Source organism: Kribbella sp. NPDC048837 (genome assembly GCF_055586945.1).
In genome coordinates this window covers 1077935-1095661 of the sequence record NZ_JBVJHF010000002.1, presented here as the reverse complement: position 1 = coordinate 1095661, position 17727 = coordinate 1077935, and the positions used below count along the sequence as shown (strand labels likewise).

The following is a 17727-nucleotide window of genomic DNA, read 5'->3' as shown; positions in this document are numbered from 1 at the left end:
ACCTGGTCGCGATGAGTGGCGAGGCGCCTGACGCGGGAGTACGGCGCGCACGGTCGCGGGTGCTCACCCGGTTGCGGCAGCTCCGGTCCGCGGTGCCGCTGGCGGACAGCCGGTGGGCGGCCCACCGGCGGACGATCGTCACGGCGGTGAGCTACGGGCTGCTCGCGCTGGCGTTCGTCCTCGGCGTGATCTGGTTCTTCTGGCCGGAGAACTCGCGGTGGGAACCGGCCGTCAACTCGCTCACCCTGGTCGCCGGGCTGACCGGCATCTTCGTCGAACGGCTGACTGCCGAGGCAGAACGCCGTACGGAGGTGCTCCGGGCGGTCGCGGACGAACTGCGGGAGAACACCCGGCTGCTCAGCGACGACCGGTTCTCGCCGAACACACCGACGACACGGCAGGTCTACCCGCGGCTGGTGGTGTCCGCGGTCGATCTCGCACTGGTGTCGGGCGCCCTCGGGCTGCGCCGCGACGCCGAGCTGGTCGGTCTGCTGCACCGGTGGCGCGACACCGTGCACCTGTTCAACCGGCGGCTCGACCTGACCGAGATCAGCACGTTCTCGAACACGATCTCGGCGGCCGAGCTGGCCGCCTTCCACCGGGCGCTGCACCGCGAGAACAGCTACTTCGCGGCCACCCGCGAGATGCTCGACAACCTGCTGACGCACTTAACGGCCGAGGCCGTAAACCGGTCGGGCTCTGCCAGTAGCAGCAAATCCGGCTGAGTGGTTGACGCGACGATGCCGCGAGGGCTTCACTTTCGGACAGGACCGTAAATACGGCACCCCGGAGGCATCGCATGCGATCAGTCCGCTCGCTCATCGCGGTGGCACTCGCCGCCGTCCTCGTCACCACCCCGACCACCGCCGTCCAGGCCACTCCCGTCCGGGCCGACCCGGCCCCGGCCAAGCCCGGTCCGCCGACCGGCACGCTCGTCCCACTCGGTACGCCGCTGTCCGACGTACTCCTGATCGGGGGCACCGTCGCGCCCGGCCCGAACGGCAGGACCGCGATCTGGAACGTGTCCACCGGCAGCCCGGCGTACCTGAACGCCATCGACCCGGCCACCGGCGCCAGCCTGCTCTCCACCGCGCTGCCCGGCGCCGACGGCAGCTACGCGGTCGCCGCCACACCCGACGGCACGATCTACGTCGGCACGTACAACAACGGCCACCTCTACCGCCTCCGCCCCGGCGGCACGGTCGAGGACCTCGGCCGGCCGATCGCGACCGAGAGCTTCATCTGGCGGATCACGACCGATGACCAGGGCAACGTGTACGGCGGTACGTTCCCGAACGGCAAGGTCTTCCGGTACGACGACCGGACCGGCGCCGTCCGCGACTACGGCACGGTGAAACCCGGTCAGACGTACGTCAAGAGCATCGACTACGCCGACGGGAAGATCTACACCGGCTCGCTGCCCGACGCGCACATCATGGAGGTCGACGCCACCACCGGCGCGATCACCGAGCTCCCCTCACCGCCCGGACTCGGCGACCCGGCCGACAAGGTCGTGTACGACCTGAACGCCCGCGGCGGCCGCGTCTACGCCCGGATCAGCACGGCCTTCCCCGGCCCGCTCTACGTCTGGGACATCGCCTCCCGGACCTGGGTGGACGAGATCCCGAACGCGCACGGCCTGGACATCTCCCCGGTCGGCGCGAACGGCGAGATCTACCTGATCCAGGCCAGTGAGCTGAAGAAGTACGACCCGGCGACCAAGACGCTGACCGGGACCGGCCTGACATTCACCGGCCGGATCCAGAACGCCCGCTCGATCGGGTACGCCGATCTCGGCCTGCCCGACTACCCGGGCACCAGCGTGGTCGGCACGCTCTGGCGGGGCGAGGAGTTCCGCTACAACCCGCAGACCGGCAAGTCCGAGATCTTCCAGACCCAGGTACGGCGGGAGCCGATCGAGATCCTGTCCGTGGCCGGAGGCAAGGACAAGATCTACGCCGGCGGCTTCCTCAACGGCGGCGTGTCCGTGGTCGACCCGACCACCGGCGCGGCCACCTTCAACCGGTTCTCGCAGGTCGAGGCGCTGCTGGAGGGGGCCGACGGCAAGCTCTGGATCGGCGCGTACCCCGAGGCCCGGCTCTACGCCTACGACCAGAGCGTGCCCTGGAGCAGCCCGGAGTACTCCCCCGGACCGCCCGGCACCCCGGACAACCCCAAGCAACTCCTCAACCTCAAGCCGGACCTCCTCCAGACCCGCGCCCGCGCGCTGGTCGAGGTGAACGGCAAGATCGCCGTCGGCACCGTCCCCGACGGCGACCGGCTCGGCGGCGCACTGGTCATCTACGACCCGAAGACCAGCACCGCGCAGAAGTACCGCAACGTGGTCCAGGACGAGAGCGTCTTCGGCCTGACTGCCCGCCGCGGCATCGTGTACGGCGGTACGTCGATCGCCGGCGGACTCGCGACCACCCCGCCGACCCGGGACGCGGGCACCGTGTTCGCCTGGGACGTGGCGAAGGCCCGCAAGCTGTGGGAAACCGTCCCCGTGCCCGGCGCAGCCACGGTATCCTCCGTGACGATCGGACCGGACGGGCTGCTCTGGGGCGTGGCAGGCAAGACCGTGTTCGCCGCCGACCCGCACAGCGGCAAGGTGCTCAAGTCCTTCACGCTCGGGACCACCACGTCCAGCGGCGACATCGTGGCGACCGGGGAGGCGGTCTACGTCAGCATCGACCTCAACAAGATCTACCGGATCGCGCCGGGGAGCAAGGCAACCCCGACGCTGTTCGTCGAGCATGCGCACCGGCGGCTCGGCGTCCGCGGCGATCACCAGCTGCTGCTGACCAGCGGCTCCACGCTGTTCCGAGTTGATATCAGCCGTTGACAGCAGAAATTCGACCCGGCTACTTTCGGTCCTGACCGTTATTAGGTCTCCTACTTCCGGCCCTGACTTCCGGACACACCCTGGGGGTGCGATGAAACTGTCTGTCCGCCGCATCGCGGCACCACTCACGGCGCTCGTACTGGCCGCCGCGCTCTCCTCGTGCGGCGGCGGCTCGGACGGCGGCTCGTCGGACGCCAAGAAGAGCGTCACGCTCTGGATGTACCCGGTGATCGGCGACCAGGCCGCCAGCGACGCCTACTGGCAGAAGGTCGAGAAGGACTTCGAGGCGGCCAACTCCGGGATCGACCTGAAGCTGGAGATGCAGCCCTGGGCGAACCGGGAGGAGAAGGTCGCGGCCGCGTTCTCCGGCAAGAAGGGCCCGGACGTCCTGCTGATGATCCCCGACCAGATCCCGCAGTACGTCGCGAACGGCTCGCTCGAGCCGGTCGACGACGTGGTCGCCCCGGACAAGGACAAGTTCCTGCCGGCCGCGATCCCGGGCCTGACCGTGGACGGCAAGGTCTACGGGGCGCCGATCTACCACACCGTCACCTCGACGATGTACAACAAGACAATCCTGACCAAGGCCGGGATCAGCAAGCCGCCGGAGACCTGGGACGAGATCAAGGCGGCGGCGCCGAAGATCAAGGCGGCCGGGTTCTCCACGCTGGACTACTCCGCCTCGCCGGAGGCCTCGCTGAACCTGAACTTCTACCCGCTGCTGTGGCAGGCCGGCGGCAAGGTGTTCGCCGACGACGGCAAGTCGGTCGCCTTCAACCAGGCTCCCGGCCTGGACGCGCTGACCTTCCTGAAGTCGCTGTGGGACGAGGGTGCGATCCCGAAGAGCGCACTCAGCAACGGCAACGTGGTCGCCGACCAGCCGCTGGGCAAGGGCCAGGTGGCGATGGCGATGACCAGCACGCCGGCCGACGCGGCCACGGTCGCGAAGACCTGGGGCGCGGCGAACGTCGAGATCGGGACGCCGCTGACCGGCAAGGAGCAGGTCGGGTTCGGTCTGCCCGGTGGCATCGTGCTGAACGCCGCCTCGGAGAACAAGGACGCGGCGAAGAAGTTCCTGTCGTTCATGATCCAGCCGCCGCAACTCGAGGCGCTGAGCAAGGCGTCCGGCTTCTACACCCCGCGGACCGACGTGAAGGCGGCGGTGACGGATCCGACCGCGGCGAAGTTCGCCGACGCCCTGCAGTACGCCGTACCGGGTGAGCCGAACCCGGCCGCCCGCCAGGTGATGTCCCTGCTGAGCGTCGAGATCCAGGCCGTCCTGACCGGCAAGAAGCAACCCCAGCAAGCCCTCGACGACGCCGCCAAGCAGGCCAACGACCTCCTCTCGAGACAACGTTGACCGAGACGGACGCGGCCACGGGCCGGGCGGGGCCCGTGGCCGGCCAACCGGCACCCGGGTCCCGCCTCCGCTCTCTCTTCCCGCGGTCCGCGTCGCCCGCCGGGCGACGCGGGCCACGCCGGCGGCCGTGGGTCGGGTTGCTGTTCGTCGCACCCATGCTGGTGTTGTTCCTGCTGTTCCGGTTCCTGCCGGTGGTCGGCGCGGTGCTGCTGTCGCTGACCGACTACCGGCTCAGCGGCAAGTGGTCTTTTGTTGCTGTTGACAACTACACCCGGCTGCTGTCGGACAGCCTGTTCCACCAGGCTCTGGTGACCACCCTCACCTACACGGTGATCTTCGTCCCGATGACCGTGCTGCTCTCCCTCGGCACCGCCGTCCTGCTGCACCAGGTGGTCTGGAAGCGCGGATTCTTCCGCGGTGTCTTCTTCCTGCCGTACGTGACCAGCATCGTGCTCGCCGCAGTGCTCTGGAAGTGGATCTACGACGCCCAGGACGGCCTGCTGAACGCCGTTCTCGGGCTGGTGAGCGTCGGCCCGATCGACTTCCTCGGCCAGTCCGGCTCGGTGCTGCCGTCGATCGCGGTCACCTCGGCCTGGAAGGGCTTCGGCTACTCGATGCTGATCCTGCTCGCGGGCCTGCAGGCGGTGCCGAAGTCGTACCTGGAGGCCGCGATGATCGACGGCGCCAGTACCTGGCAGCGGTTCCGCTACGTGACGCTGCCGCAACTGCGTCCGGTGCTGTTCTTCGTGCTCGTGATCGAGACCATCGGCGCGTTCCAGGTCTTCGACGCGATGTACGTGATGACCGGCGGCGGCCCGGTCCGCTCCAGCTACTCGCTCGTGTACTTCCTCTACGACAGCGGCTTCAAGTACTTCGACTTCGGCTACGCCAGCGCGATCGGTCTGGTGCTGTTCCTGATCGTGCTCATCGTCTCGCTCGTGCAGCGACGGCTGGTCGGGAGGGACGACTGATGGTGAACGTGCTCGAACGACCACCCGTGCGGGAGACGAACCAGGCACCCGCGGCCGGACGGCGGCCGGTCGCCCGGCTCACGCTGCCGACCCTGCTGACGCTGACCGCGATCGTCACGATCGTGCCGTTCGCGGCGATGGTCCTGGTCGCGTTCGCGCCGCCCAGCGGGCAGACCTTCCCGGACGCGCTGAACCCGGCCCGTTTCACCGTCGAGAACTTCTCCCGGGTGCTGTCGAGCTCGGACATCCCGCGCTGGACGGTCAACTCGCTGCTGTACTCGCTCATCTCGGTCGTCTGCGTGCTGCTGTTCGCCTCGATGGCCGGCTACGCGTTCGCGAAGAAGAAGTTCCCCGGCCGGGAGATCATGTTCTGGGCGTTCCTGGCCACGCTGATGGTGCCGTTCCAGGCGACGCTGATCCCGTCGTACATCCTGGTCTCGCGGCTGGACTGGGTGGACAGCTACTGGGGCCTGATCGTGCCGACGCTGGCCAACTCGCAGGCGGTGTTCCTGATGCGGCAGTTCATCAGCCAGCTCCCGGACGAGCTGTTCGAGGCGGCCGAGATCGACGGCGCCCCGGAGTGGCGGATCTTCACCATGATCGTGCTGCCGCTGATCCGCCCGGTGCTCGCGACGCTGGGGATCTTCGTGTTCCTCTGGCACTGGAACGACTTCCTCTGGCCGCTGGTGATCGGCCAGTCCGGCCAGATGCAGACGCTCACGGTCGGTCTGGCCACGCTGCAGACCCAGGCGGTCCCGATCAACCAGATCATGGCCGGCGCAACCATCACCGTCGTTCCGAGTCTGCTCGTGTTCGGTCTGTTACAGCGCTATCTGACCGACAGCATCGCGATGTCCGGGCTGAAGGCCTGAAGATCATCCGTTGCAGGTGAGGACGCCCGTGCCCCCGAGCCGCCACTGTAGGGGGCATGAGTGACGGCGAGGAGCTGGCACAGCTGCGTCGGCGGGTGGCGGAACTCGAGGTGGAGCTCGAGGCCGCGAAACAGCCGACGCCGGGGGCCCCGGATCGAGCCGCGCGCGCCGGACGCTGGCGGACGATCGTGGCGGCGGTGCTGATCACGCTGTCCTGCGTGCTCGCGCCGCTGTCGGTCACCGCCGTCTGGGCCAGCCGGCAGATCTCCGATACCGACCGGTACGTCGAGACCGTCGCACCGCTGGCGAACGACCCGGCGGTGCAGGCCACGATCTCCGACGCGGTGACCCGCGAGATCTTCAATGCCATCGACATCCAGGGCATCACCACCGAAGCCCTGGACGCGATCGCCGATCAGGGTCTGCCGCCGCGGGTGGCGAGCAACCTGCAGGCACTCAGCGGACCGCTCGCCAACGGCGTGCAGGGGTTCATCAGCGACCAGGTCCGGAACTTCGTCGCGAGTCCGGAGTTCGCCAGCGTCTGGGAGACCGCGAACCGGACCGCGCACGCGAGTCTGGTCAACCTGCTCGAAGGCAACCAGGGTGGTGCCCTGAGCGCCCAGAACGACACGGTCACGCTCAACCTGGCGCCGATCATCGCGCAGGTGAAGGAGCGGCTGGTCGCCCGCGGCTTCGGCCTGGCCGACCGGATCCCGGCGATCGACAAGTCGATCGTGCTGATGCAGTCCGACAGCGTGACGAAGGCCCAGGGCTTCTACCGGCTGCTCAACACCCTCGGTGTCTGGCTGCCGATCATCGCCCTGGTGCTGTTCGCCGCCGGGGTGTACGTCGCCCGGGACCACCGCCGCGCGCTCCTGATCGGCGCGCTGGGATTCGCGGGCTCGATGCTCGCGCTGGGGGTCGGGCTGGCCGTCGGCCGGGCGCTGTACCTGAACGCCCTGCCGCCCGAAGTGCTCTCCCGCGACGCCGGGGGCACCATCTTCGACACGATCGTGCGCTACCTGCGCTACGGCCTGCGAGCGGTCGGCGCCCTCGCGCTCATCGTCGCGATCGGGGCGTTCTTCACCGGCCCGTCGGTCTCCGCCGTCCGGGCGCGGTCCGGGTTCAAGAGGGGGATCGGCGGGCTGCGCGGCTCGGCCGAGTCGGCCGGCCTGAACACGGGACGTTTCGGTGCCTGGACGTACGCCCACAAGCGACTGCTCCTGATCGCCAGCGTCGTGGGCGGCGCGCTCGTCCTCACGTTCTGGTCGCGGCCGACCGTCACCGTCGTCGTGGTCATCGCGCTGGTCGTGCTGTTCGCGGTGGCCCTGATCGAGTTCCTCGGGCGACCGCCTACAGACCAGGCTCCGCTGGCAGGCGCCCGGCCTTGACGGCCTCGAGGAAGGTCGCGTAGTCCCGCTCGTTCACGTCGGCGTAGGCCTCGCCGTACTCGGCCATCGCCTCCGGGAAGGCGTCGTCGCTGTTCAGGTAGGTCGCGAGGGCGATCCGGTCGCCGGAGCGGGAGTGCGCCCGGGCCAAGGTCCAGCAGCAGAGCGCGCCGTACATCGTCATGCCCTGCGGATCCATCCGCTCCACCTCGGCGGAACCCTTCATGTCGCGCAGCTGGCGCACGTAGAAGTCGCGTTCCCGGCCGTCGATGCCCTCGATCCGCTGCCAGCCGAGGAAGATGTCGCTGGCCGCCTGCATCAGCCGCTGGCCGTGCACCACGCGCTCACCCTCGTTGCGCGGCCCGCGCCGCCGGAACGCGGCCGGAACCTGTGCCCGGAGGACCGACGGGCCGGCCTCCTTCACCTGCAGGAAGAGCGGATCGCCGTCGTCGCGGCCGCGCAGCAGCACGATCCAGCAGCGCGTGCCGACGCTGCCCACGCCGACGACCTTGCGGGCCAGGTCGACGAACTCGAACTCGTCGAACAGGGCCCGGCGTTCGCTCGGCAGGGTCCGGCGGTAGCGCACCAACAGGTTCCGCACCTGCTCCTCGAGCTGCTCCCGGCCGGCGTCGGGCAGGAGGTCGGCGATCGGCACCACCAGCGGCGGATCCGACCTGATCCGCACCCCGTCGTCGGTCAGCTCGGTCAACTTGGCGAACGCCTTCAGGCTGTCGCTGCGGCGTGCCTTGAGCAGCGCGCTGTCGACGTTCTTGCGCCGCTTCGAGCTCAGCTTGTCGCGCAGTGTCTGCTCGAGCTCGTCGATGTCCGCCCGCGCGTACCAGACGTCGAGGGCCCGCATGGTGGCGAAGTCGGCGGTGGCGTCGCGGTACCGCCGGACCGCGTCCCGGATGCACTTGCGCCGTTCCTTGCTGGAGAAGCCGTTGCCGCGGCCGGCCACCGCGAGGCTCGCGGCCAGGCGTTTGACGTCCCACTCGAACGGACCGGCGGCGGACTCGTCGAAGTCGTTGACGTCGAACAGCAGCCGCCGCTCGGGCGATCCGAACAGCCCGAAGTTCGACAGGTGGGCGTCACCGCACAGCTGGGCACCCAGACCCGACACGGGCGCCGCGCCGAGGTCGGCCGCCATCCCCGCGGCGTTGCCCCGGAAGAACGCGAACGGGGACTCCATCATCCGGCCGTGCCGCACCGGCACCAGCTCGGGAATGCGGTCGCTCGCCTGCTCCTCCATCAGGGCCACCGGGTCCGGCCGCTTCGGTGACAGCAGCAGCTCGGCCTGGGCGCGCGGAGGCAGGGCCGTGCGCGCAGCGAGCCCGCGGCGGGCCCGCTGCGCCGGGGTCAGCCGGCCGGAGGCTGCCGTCAGGTCGCCGATCATGCTGACCGCCGTCGCCGTGCCACGTGCGTCCATGCCGTCGCGCCCCCTCCGGTCGTGCCCATGCGATACCCGTCCCAGCCAACCGCCGGGCCCCAGGGCGAACATCACCCACCGCGGATGAACCGACCCTGATCTCCTCCGGCGGAGACGATGCCGTACGCAACCGGATGCGCTCTACTCGACGGGGTGACGGATGCCGAGACCATCTACCGACGCCTCCCCAAAAGCGAGCGGCGCCGGCTCGCACGGACGTCGCTGCTGCGCTCCCTGCTGGTGTCCATGGTCATCCTCGCCGGCTACTACTTCCTGCCGATGGACCACGTCGAGGGCGCGGTGGCCGTGTATCTGATCGCCGGGCTCGTCGTGGTGACCGTGCTGCTGTGGTGGCAACTGCGTGGCATCGCCCGGTCGCCGTACCCACGGATCCGGGCGATCGGCACGCTGGCGACCTCCGCACCCCTGTTCCTGGTCGTCTTCTCGACGACCTACTACGTGCTCGAACAGACCCAGGCGGGGAGCTTGTCGGAGCCGTTGACCCGGACGGACGCGCTGTACTTCACCGTGACGGTCTTCGCGACGGTCGGGTTCGGCGACATCGTCCCGGTGACCACGGCGGCCCGCGTGGTCACCACGGTCCAGATGATCGGTGACCTACTGATCGTCGGCCTCGGCGCCAAGGCCCTGCTGACCGCCGTCCAGGCCGGCCTGAGCCGCCGTCACGAGGACTGACCGGACTCCTGCCGCATCACGCGCATCTCGTCGCCGTGCACGGTCAGCGCCCAGATCACCAGGATGTCGACCGCGATCATGATCGTCGACCAGATCGGGTACGCCGCCAGGAAGGCGGCGTTCACCAGCGTGCTCAGGACGGCGAGGATCACGCCGACGATCCGTCCCCACAACCGGCCGTTGAGCAGGCCGATCGCGGCGGCGATCACGATCGCGCCCAGGGCCAGATGGATCCAGCCCCAGGCCGTGTAGTCGATGCGGATGGTGAGCCCGCGCCGGCCGACCAGGTAGAAGTCGTCCTCGAACAGCGCCACGAACCCCTGGAAGGCGTGGAGCATCCCCTCCACGATCATCATCACGCCCGCGAACAGGATCCAGCCGACCCATTTGCTCGGCCACTGCGGCACCTCGGGCTCGCCGGGTGCCGACGGGTGCGCGTGCCTGCCCCTGGGCGCGCCGGCCTCTGTCTCGGACATGGTGAGCTCCTAGTCGAGGTGTCTGGGTTGCCAGTCGTAGATGACCATGGTGCGCAGGACGAGATCCTGCAGCGAGCGGTGGTTGCGGCCGCCGGCACACAGCAGCAGCCCGATCGGGAACAGGGTGTAGAGCAGGGCGCGCAGGAACGCGATGTGCACCGGTGGCCGCCGGCCCCGGCGGCTGATCACGCGCAGCCCCATCAGATGGCAGCCGTAGCTGCGGCCGGTGATCGACCAGGCGGCGAACAGGTAGAGGAACGCCAGCAGTAGTCCCGTGGTCACGATCGGCAGCGGTGACGCCTCGGTGAACTGGAAGCCCCGGGGATCGACCAGGAACAGGAACCCGTTGACGCCGAGATAGCCGATCAGGAACAGGGTGACGACCACGAGCACATCGACGACGGCGGCGATCGCCCGGGTGACGAGTCCGGCCGGCCGGCCCTGGAATCCGCGGGCCTCCCTCGGAACGGCGGAGATCCCCTCCATCGTCATGGTTCCGTCGCCGGCACCTTCCGGCCGAACCGCAGCCGGATCCGGCCGAGGGCCCGGCCGACCGCCTCATCGCCCGCCACGCTCTGCATCCGGACGCCGCGCACGGTCTCGGAGGCCACCGAGCCGGTGGACTGGCGGATGATCTCGGCCAGGTCGACCTCGGCGATCACCCCCTCGGCCAGCCCGGCGACATCGATCCGGGCGAGGAGGTCGTTCAGGTCGACGGATGCGACCACCTCGTTCAGATCCACGTGTTCCCGGACGATCGTGGTGAGATCGAGCGGTTCCAGCAGGACGGTCACGACCCTGGGCACCACCGGTGCCAGAACCGTGGTCACCTGTCCCCCGAGCTCCTGACGCTGTCCGGCGCCGTACTGGGCCAGGCTCGCCAGCAAGGTGTTCGCGTGGTAGCGCTTCGGCACCACCGGCGGCCTCATGGCCACACCGACCGCAGGGCGGAGCACACTCCGCAGCCGGCGCCCGACGACTCCCGCGACGGCGGCCGCCAGCGCCGTGGCGCCGACCACCACGTCGAGTACGACGATCGGCTCGTCGCCCGGTTCCGCCGGAGCTGCCGCTTCCGGCGGTGCTTCCGCAGCCGGCTGTTCCGCTGGAGCCGGCTGTTCGGCCGGAGCTGCCTGTTCCGCCGTAGCTGCCTGTTCCGACGGAGCCGCGTGTTCCGCCGGAGCCGCGTGTTCCGCCGAAGCCGCAGGGTCGGCCGGAGCCGTCGGTGCGGTCTGCTCTGTCAGTGCCTCGCTCGGAGTCACGGACCCGTCTACTGGAGTGCCCACGAGCCCATCATGGGCACCGCTGTCTCACCCGGCATCACCCTTGGTGGGGGAAAGCCAGCCCCGGACCCGGCGGGCGAACCACCCCTGGCTGCGATCGAACTCGGCGGCGACCACGGTCGCGGTGACCAGGATGAGCGCCACGGCCAGCAGCCAGCCGACCAGCGCCAGCGTGACTCCGAAGAGTCCGTACCGCTCGCTGTACCGCTCCAACTGCGCGGGCATGTACACCGTGGAGACCAGGCCGTAGATGCTGCTGCAGACGGTAGCGATCACGCCTGTCGGCACCAACCGCCGCCAGTTCACCCGGCCGTCGAGGAGCAGCCACGGAATCGAGATCCACAGCAGGAGACCGCTCACCAGCGTGACCGGTACGCCGAACAGCCAGTCCGCGGGCAACCGGCGGACGAGCGACCGCGCGAGCGAGAGCAGCGCGATGTCGATCACCAGGGCCGCCAGCCCCAGGAACGTGTTGAACCCGCCGCGAACGCCGGGGGGCGGGTCGAGGTGCCAGGCCTCCAGGTACAACCGCTGCATCCGCCGGGCCAGCGACAACCCGGAGAAGATCAGGATCAGCACGCTCAGACCGCCGATGCTCGCGCCACCGGCCGGCCGCGCGAACACCTCGGTCACCGCGTCGGCGGCGGAGCCGGTGAGATGGAACCGCCGGATGAAGCCTTCGGAGACGACATCGCGGCGGTCCGCCGGCGCCAGCGTGGAGACCAGGATGAGCAGCGGGATCAGCGCCGTCAGCCCCTGCGAGGCGATGACCATGGCGCGGTCGATCCCCTGCAGTGCGATGAAGGCAGCGACACAGCGCCCGGCGAAGGTCGCCTCCAGCCGCCGGGTGATCTCCTTCAGGCTCTGCGGCAGCTCGATCACTGACTGATGTCGTCCTTGGCGGGGTGGGAGGAACGGTACTCGTTGACCGGGCGGTACCGGTCGTAGAGCATCGTCAGGATGCTCACCAGGAAGACGAAGAACAGCGTGTCGGTCAGCCGCAGCGTGCTGTTCTGCCGCGCGAGCAGCAGGTCGGCGACGAACACCAGGACGACGTTGGTCGCGAAGACGACCAGGAACGAGATCGTGGCCGAGTCCCAGCCGTAGCCGCGCCGGGACGACCAGAGGCCGATCGCGGAGTTGATCACCACGAAGACCGCGATGCCGATGAAGAGTTGGAGGTCGTTCGCCTCGACCCCCGGCAGGACCCGCCCGTAGATGACGCTGATCAGGCCGATCAGGAAGATCTTCTCCACCGCGCTCCAGTCGAAGACCTTGTGGTGCGCCGCCCGGTAGGCGGCCCGCTCGCTCGCCTCGTCGATCTCCGCCGGCAGCGGATCCGCACTGAGCCGCAGCGGCCAGTCGGCCGGCCGGAGCCGGGGCCGGATGACGAACCACACCACCGCGAGCAGGATGAGGACGGCGACGATCAGGGCCGGCAGGAACCACGGGACGTCCCGGATGGTGTCGGTCAGGTCCAGCTTGGCGATGTGGATCCAGTACTCCTGCGGGAGCTTGACGAAGATCCAGATCGCGCCGGCCACCAGCACCCAGAACTTGAACGAGTAGCGCAGCGGGTTCCGCCGGCTGCGCACCGCCTCATAGGCGATGAAGTAGTACTCGAAGGTGTTCGGGAAGAGCAGCAGCAGCCACCGGGCGCCGATCAGCTCGAACAGCACCACACCGACCTGCCGGTAGAAGAACAGGAAGCGGCTGATCCGGACGGCCGGCTGGTTCGTCCAGTTGCGCAGGCTGGCCAGGTAGGCGATCGACAGGTAGAAGACGTCCATCGCCTTGTCGTAGCTCTGGTAGTTCGGCGGGTCGTAGCCGAAGGTCTGGAAGATGGTCTGGTCGACACCGTCGAGCAGGAGGCAGCCGATGATGGCCGGCAGCGGGTAGCGCGGAATCAGCAGCGGCAGGCCGAAGCGCGCCAGGACAACGCACCAGAAGACAACCTCGACGCCCATCCGTCCTCCCCTTGCCTGAGAACCATCCCGGCACAGTCAGAACTCGCCCCGGCGACGCAACGGGCGAGGCCTGCCGTCCGGGTCGTAGACGATCCGGTAGAGCGGCTCCGCCCACACAGACTGCCACCAACTGAGCGGCTTCACGTCGTGTCTGCGGATCCGCCCGGCGGGTCGCACGCCCCGCCGCCCGCCGGAGTACCACGCGTCCAGGTGGAACGCCGTACGCCGCCAGAGCTCGAAACCGGCCGCCGGATCGAGCAGCGCCGGGTCGTCCCGCGGCAGCCCGAGGTGCTCCGACCACACGTCCAGCCGCAGCTCACGGGCCAGCCGCCGGGCGTCCCGGCCGTCGGGCAGGCGACGGTCGGGAGTCGTGTCCAGGACGGCACAGGTGAGTTCGCTGTCGGACGTCCACGAGCGCCGGTTGAAGTTGTCCGAGCCGCAGGTGAACCACACGTCGTCGACCACGCAGAGCTTGGCGTGGACGTAGACCGGGACGCCGTCGAGGTTCTCCAGGTTGTAGATCGCCACTCGCTCGGGCGCGGTGCGCTGCAGCATCCGGATCGCGCGGAGCTGACCGAACCGGGCCGGCGGCCCGCTGACGAACCCGTCGGCCGCCGGGTAGCGCGGTACGACGACGATCACGCGCAGTTCGGGGGACCGGTCGAGCGCGTCGTGGATCCCCTGGGCGATCAGCTCGGACCACAGGTACTGGTCCTCCAGGTAGATCAGCCTCCGGGCCTGCCCGAACGCCTTGCTGTACGCACGGGCGACACTGCGCTCCCCGTCGGGCGCGAACGGGTAGCCGGGATGCTTGTAGGCGTAGGTCCGCAACACCTGGACGCTGTGCGGACCGGCCGGCGGCGGATCCGGAAACGACTCCGGCAACGGCTTCGGGTGGCGCGGCATCCGGGCAAGGCGCTGCACGAGCATCCGGTACGGCGTCCGCCGGTCGAGCGGGTGGTGGTCGTCCCAGCGTTCGACGAAGGTCCGGAGCAGGTCTCCGACGATCGGGCCGCGCAACTCGAGCGCGGCGTCGTGCCAGGGCGCGCGATCGCCGTACCGCCGGTCCATCGGGGCCTGCTGCGGGTCCCCGCGGTGGTCCGCGTCGTCGCGGCGCTGGTGCGACAGGTCGATCCCGCCGACGAACGCGACGGCCCGCTCCGGTTGGCCCTTGTGCCGGATCACGAACAGCTTCTGGTGGTGCGACGAGAGCCGCCGGACGCGCTGGTCGAGCAGCACCTCGGCGCCGGCCTCGTTGAGTTTCGTGCCGAACCGCTGGTTCTCCCGCGCGTTGAACTGCAGGTGATCCGAATGCGACCGCCACAACAGCGCGCGGACCTCGACGCCCGACCGGGCCAAGTCGGCCAGCACGGTCCCGATCGTCGGCCCGTCCGGGCGCAGCTTCTCGTCGGCGTCGCCCCGCCAGTCGGTGAAGTAGACCCGGTCACCGGGCCGCAGCGAGCACAGCTCGTCGTACAGGCGATCGAAGTAGGTGACGCCGTGGATCAACGGCCGGACCAGGTTGCCGTCGACCCACGACCCGTCCACATCGCCCATCCGGTCGATGCAGGTCCACGGATTGCCCCGCTCGTGCGGCAGCAGGAACCATGCCGCGACGCTCTGGTCGGTCGGCAGCACCGGCCCGGACACGGGTCCCCGCCGTCAGGTGCGGATCATCCGCGGCCGCGTCAGCGCCCAGATGACCCAGACGTTGAGGGCGATCACCAGCAGCGACCACACCGGTGCGTAGGGGATGAAGAAGAAGTTGTTGACCGCGCTGAGGACGGCGAGGAACAGCGCCGCCACACCGGCCCAGACCGTCCGGTAGAACAGGCCGACACCCGCTGCCAGCATGGCCAGCCCCAGGATCAGGTGGATCCAGCCCCAGGCCGTCGTGTCGAGGTCGAACGCGTAGCCCCGGATGACGGCGAAGTAGTCGTCGTTGATGATCGCGGCGAGCCCTTCGATCGCCTGGAACGCTCCGAGCATGACCAGCATGACCGCGGCGAACACGACACCGCTCGTCGCAAACGGCGACTGGCCCTGCCGCTCGTTGGTTTCTTGTTGCGTCATCAGTTGCCACCCCTCCCTGGTGGGCACCCGGCACGATGCCGAGTGCGCATCGACAGTAGGCGCGCGCCCGCGGCCCCGCTTCACCCTTGGCGGACGACGTCCGGGCACCGTCTCATCCGGCGTGAGTGATGCCGCCGGATGAGATCTGAGCGATGTTCGAAGCCCTATCGCGGCGGGAGGGAGGTCACGCCAGTGCCCGGGCACCGCTCCGCATCCCGAGACAACTCGCAGCCGTCCGCCGACTCGGCAGTCCCGATCCCGCCGCCGGCCCCGGACGCCGCCGCGGCGGCAGCACCGGTGCTGCCGCGCGGCGTCGTCGTCCTGCTCGGGCTGGCCGGTGCGGTGATCACGGCCGCCGGCCTGCGCGCCTTCTCCGGGATCGCGGGACCCGCGTTCCTGGCCCTGGTCCTGACCATCGCGGTCAGCCCGCTGCGCCGCCTGATGATCCGGCGGGGAACCCGCAAGTGGGTGGCCGGGCTGGTCTCACTCGTCGTGGTGAACGCCGTACTGCTCGGGCTGGCGGCTGCGATGCTCCTGTCGATCGCGAAGCTGGCCACCCTGCTGCCGAAGTACCAGGACACCTTCGCCGAACTCGTCGACGACGTGCGGGACTGGCTGGCCGCCCGCGGGATCGGGAACGAGCAGATCCAGGCGGCGGTGCAGAAGTTCGACTTCGGGCAGGTGCTCGACCTCCTGCAGGGCTGGCTGAGCGGGCTGCTCGGCGTGGTCTCCAACCTGACCTTCGTCGTGGTGCTGCTGTTCTTCATGGGGCTGGACGCGACCCAGTTCACCGACCGGCTGATCGAGGCCGCCAAGCTGCGGCCCGGTGTCGCCGGCGCGCTGGTCGGCTTCGCCCGCGGCACGACCCGCTACCTGGTCGTCTCGACCATCTTCGGGCTGATCGTCGCCGTCATCGACGTGGGCGTGCTGTACATCCTCGACATCCCGCTGCCGTGGCTGTGGGGGCTGCTCGCGTTCATCACCAACTACATCCCGAACGTCGGGTTCTTCATCGGCGTCATCCCGCCGGCCCTGCTGGGCCTGCTGGACAGCGGCTGGGAGACCCTGCTCTGGGTGATCGTGGCGTACAGCGTGATCAACTTCATCATCCAGTCGATCATCCAGCCGAAGGTCGTCGGGGACGCGGTCGGCATGTCCACCACGCTGACGTTCTTGTCCCTGGTCTTCTGGGCCTGGATCCTCGGTCCGCTCGGCGCCGTCCTCGCGATCCCGCTGTCGTTGCTGGTCAAGTCGCTGCTGCTGGACGCCGACCCGTCGACGCGCTGGATGAGCGGCCTGATCTCGGGTGGGGCGGTCCAGGAGGACGTTCCCGAACCCGTGCCGGAGCAGGTCCAGCCGGAGGAGGCCCCCGCGCCGGCTAGCTGACGATCTCCCCGTAGGCCTCGATCGAGCGGAGGACGTCGTGCTGCGGCATACCCGGCGGCTGGATGCGGAGAATGATGCCGTCGGCACCCATTTCCTCGTAGTGCGCGAGCCGCTCGGCGCACCCGGCCTTCGACCCGATCACGCTCCGGTCGGCGATCTCGTCCCAGCCCTGGGTGTAGCGGCTCGCGTCCGCCGATGTCCGCTTCCAGCCGGTGTAGGCGTCGTACAGGTCGCGCAGCGGCTCCTCCAGCGCTTGCCGCGCGTCCTGCGACGTCGGCGCGCAGTAGCCCTCCCGGCACAGGATCACCTCGGCGCCGAGGGTGCCTTCGCCGCGCGGGTAGGAGTGGTACTCGGCGATCTTGGCCGGGAGGTCGGAGTCCAGCTCGTTGAACGACGTGGTCCAGCCGTCGCACATCCGCGCGGTCCGCTCGAGCATCGCGGACACGCGGCCGCCGTTCCACAGCTTCGGGCGCGGGCTCTGCACCGGTCGCGGGGACAGGAACGCCTCGCTGATGCTGGTGAACTTGCCGTCGTACGTGACCTCGTCCTCGGTCCACAACCGGGTCAGGATCTCCAGGCCCTCCTCGAACCGCGCGACCCGCTCGGCCTGCGTCACGCCGTACAGCGCGAACTCCTCCGGCCGGTACCCGAGCACGAAGCCCGCGGTCAGCCGTCCACCCGACAGTACGTCGATGTGGGCGAGCGTCTCGGCCAGTACGACGGGGTCGTACAGCGGCGCGACGATCCCGGCCGTGGCCAGGCCGATCCGGTCGGTGTGAGCGGCCAGCCAGGTCAGCGAGGTGAGGATCTCGTGGTACCCGGGCCGGTGCAGGTGCCGCTCGCCGAGCACGATCCACTCGAAGCCGGCCTGCTCGGCCAGCCGCGCCTGCTCGACCGCGTCGGCCAGCCGCGGGCGCTCGTCCGGGGTGCCGTAGAGGTTCAGATAGAGACCCAGCCGCATCGGGGGTGCCACCTTCCGTTGACAGA

17 protein-coding genes are annotated in these 17727 nt (G+C 69.5%); 8 read left to right on the top strand and 9 right to left on the bottom strand.

The genetic code is table 11. The annotated features are described in order from the left end of the window. Positions 1 to 11 precede the first annotated feature (11 nt). The 6 genes from ACZ6O0_RS13215 (at position 12) to ACZ6O0_RS13190 (ending at position 7439) form a co-directional block, all read left to right on the top strand. On the top strand, positions 12 to 725 hold the full coding sequence (locus tag ACZ6O0_RS13215; RefSeq protein WP_465765085.1) for a hypothetical protein: 714 nt from the start codon (positions 12 to 14) through the stop codon (positions 723 to 725). 74 nt (positions 726 to 799) lie between these two features. Next, positions 800 to 2845 carry a ligand-binding sensor domain-containing protein gene (locus ACZ6O0_RS13210; protein ID WP_465765084.1) on the top strand — a complete coding sequence of 682 codons (2046 nt, stop codon included), beginning with the start codon at positions 800 to 802 and terminating at the stop codon, positions 2843 to 2845. 91 nt (positions 2846 to 2936) lie between these two features. Continuing rightward, positions 2937 to 4205 (top strand): extracellular solute-binding protein, encoded by a 1269-nt coding sequence (locus tag ACZ6O0_RS13205; RefSeq protein WP_465765083.1) that lies wholly within the window; start codon positions 2937 to 2939, stop codon positions 4203 to 4205. A 155-nt stretch (positions 4206 to 4360) separates the two neighbouring features. Continuing rightward, positions 4361 to 5176 carry a carbohydrate ABC transporter permease gene (locus ACZ6O0_RS13200; RefSeq protein ID WP_465765082.1) on the top strand — a complete coding sequence of 272 codons (816 nt, stop codon included), beginning with the start codon at positions 4361 to 4363 and terminating at the stop codon, positions 5174 to 5176. Beyond that, positions 5176 to 6048 carry a carbohydrate ABC transporter permease gene (locus ACZ6O0_RS13195; protein WP_465765081.1) on the top strand — a complete coding sequence of 291 codons (873 nt, stop codon included), beginning with the start codon at positions 5176 to 5178 and terminating at the stop codon, positions 6046 to 6048. Before ACZ6O0_RS13200 ends, ACZ6O0_RS13195 begins: the two co-directional genes overlap by 1 nt. Positions 6049 to 6104: 56 nt before the next feature. After that, positions 6105 to 7439, top strand: coding sequence for a hypothetical protein (locus tag ACZ6O0_RS13190; protein WP_465765080.1), 1335 nt, complete (start codon positions 6105 to 6107; stop codon positions 7437 to 7439). Here the strand turns inward: ACZ6O0_RS13190 and ACZ6O0_RS13185 are convergent. Beyond that, complete coding sequence (locus ACZ6O0_RS13185) at positions 7402 to 8862, bottom strand: DUF2252 domain-containing protein (RefSeq protein WP_465765079.1); 1461 nt, start codon at positions 8860 to 8862, stop codon at positions 7402 to 7404. The genes ACZ6O0_RS13190 and ACZ6O0_RS13185 overlap by 38 nt on opposite strands. 153 nt (positions 8863 to 9015) lie before the next feature. Between ACZ6O0_RS13185 and ACZ6O0_RS13180 the strand changes: the two genes are divergently transcribed. Continuing rightward, entirely contained in the window at positions 9016 to 9558 is a 543-nt protein-coding gene (locus ACZ6O0_RS13180) for a potassium channel family protein (RefSeq protein ID WP_465765078.1), read from the top strand. On the opposite strand, the gene ACZ6O0_RS13175 is transcribed toward ACZ6O0_RS13180, so the two are convergent. Genes ACZ6O0_RS13175 through ACZ6O0_RS13145 form a run of 7 tightly spaced genes read right to left on the bottom strand, consistent with a single transcriptional unit; the run spans position 9546 to position 15354 of the window. Next, positions 9546 to 10034 (bottom strand): DUF7144 family membrane protein, encoded by a 489-nt coding sequence (locus ACZ6O0_RS13175; RefSeq protein ID WP_465765077.1) that lies wholly within the window; start codon positions 10032 to 10034, stop codon positions 9546 to 9548. The genes ACZ6O0_RS13180 and ACZ6O0_RS13175 overlap by 13 nt on opposite strands. A gap of 9 nt (positions 10035 to 10043) precedes the next feature. Next, positions 10044 to 10526 carry an RDD family protein gene (locus ACZ6O0_RS13170; RefSeq protein WP_465765076.1) on the bottom strand — a complete coding sequence of 161 codons (483 nt, stop codon included), beginning with the start codon at positions 10524 to 10526 and terminating at the stop codon, positions 10044 to 10046. Then, entirely contained in the window at positions 10523 to 11317 is a 795-nt protein-coding gene (locus ACZ6O0_RS13165; RefSeq protein WP_465765075.1) for a hypothetical protein, read from the bottom strand. Before ACZ6O0_RS13165 ends, ACZ6O0_RS13170 begins: the two co-directional genes overlap by 4 nt. Positions 11318 to 11341: 24 nt before the next feature. After that, positions 11342 to 12196 carry a YhjD/YihY/BrkB family envelope integrity protein gene (locus ACZ6O0_RS13160; protein ID WP_465765074.1) on the bottom strand — a complete coding sequence of 285 codons (855 nt, stop codon included), beginning with the start codon at positions 12194 to 12196 and terminating at the stop codon, positions 11342 to 11344. Continuing rightward, positions 12193 to 13281 (bottom strand): hypothetical protein, encoded by a 1089-nt coding sequence (locus ACZ6O0_RS13155; RefSeq protein ID WP_465765073.1) that lies wholly within the window; start codon positions 13279 to 13281, stop codon positions 12193 to 12195. Before ACZ6O0_RS13155 ends, ACZ6O0_RS13160 begins: the two co-directional genes overlap by 4 nt. A 36-nt stretch (positions 13282 to 13317) precedes the next feature. After that, entirely contained in the window at positions 13318 to 14931 is a 1614-nt protein-coding gene (locus ACZ6O0_RS13150; protein ID WP_465765072.1) for a phospholipase D family protein, read from the bottom strand. A 12-nt stretch (positions 14932 to 14943) separates the two neighbouring features. Further along, positions 14944 to 15354 carry a DUF7144 family membrane protein gene (locus tag ACZ6O0_RS13145; RefSeq protein WP_465765071.1) on the bottom strand — a complete coding sequence of 137 codons (411 nt, stop codon included), beginning with the start codon at positions 15352 to 15354 and terminating at the stop codon, positions 14944 to 14946. 192 nt (positions 15355 to 15546) lie between these two features. Between ACZ6O0_RS13145 and ACZ6O0_RS13140 the strand changes: the two genes are divergently transcribed. Then, complete coding sequence (locus tag ACZ6O0_RS13140) at positions 15547 to 16740, top strand: AI-2E family transporter (protein ID WP_465765070.1); 1194 nt, start codon at positions 15547 to 15549, stop codon at positions 16738 to 16740. On the opposite strand, the gene ACZ6O0_RS13135 is transcribed toward ACZ6O0_RS13140, so the two are convergent. Continuing rightward, a complete protein-coding gene (locus tag ACZ6O0_RS13135) occupies positions 16733 to 17701 on the bottom strand; it encodes an LLM class flavin-dependent oxidoreductase (protein ID WP_465765069.1) in 969 nt (322 codons plus the stop codon). The genes ACZ6O0_RS13140 and ACZ6O0_RS13135 overlap by 8 nt on opposite strands. Positions 17702 to 17727 lie beyond the last annotated feature (26 nt).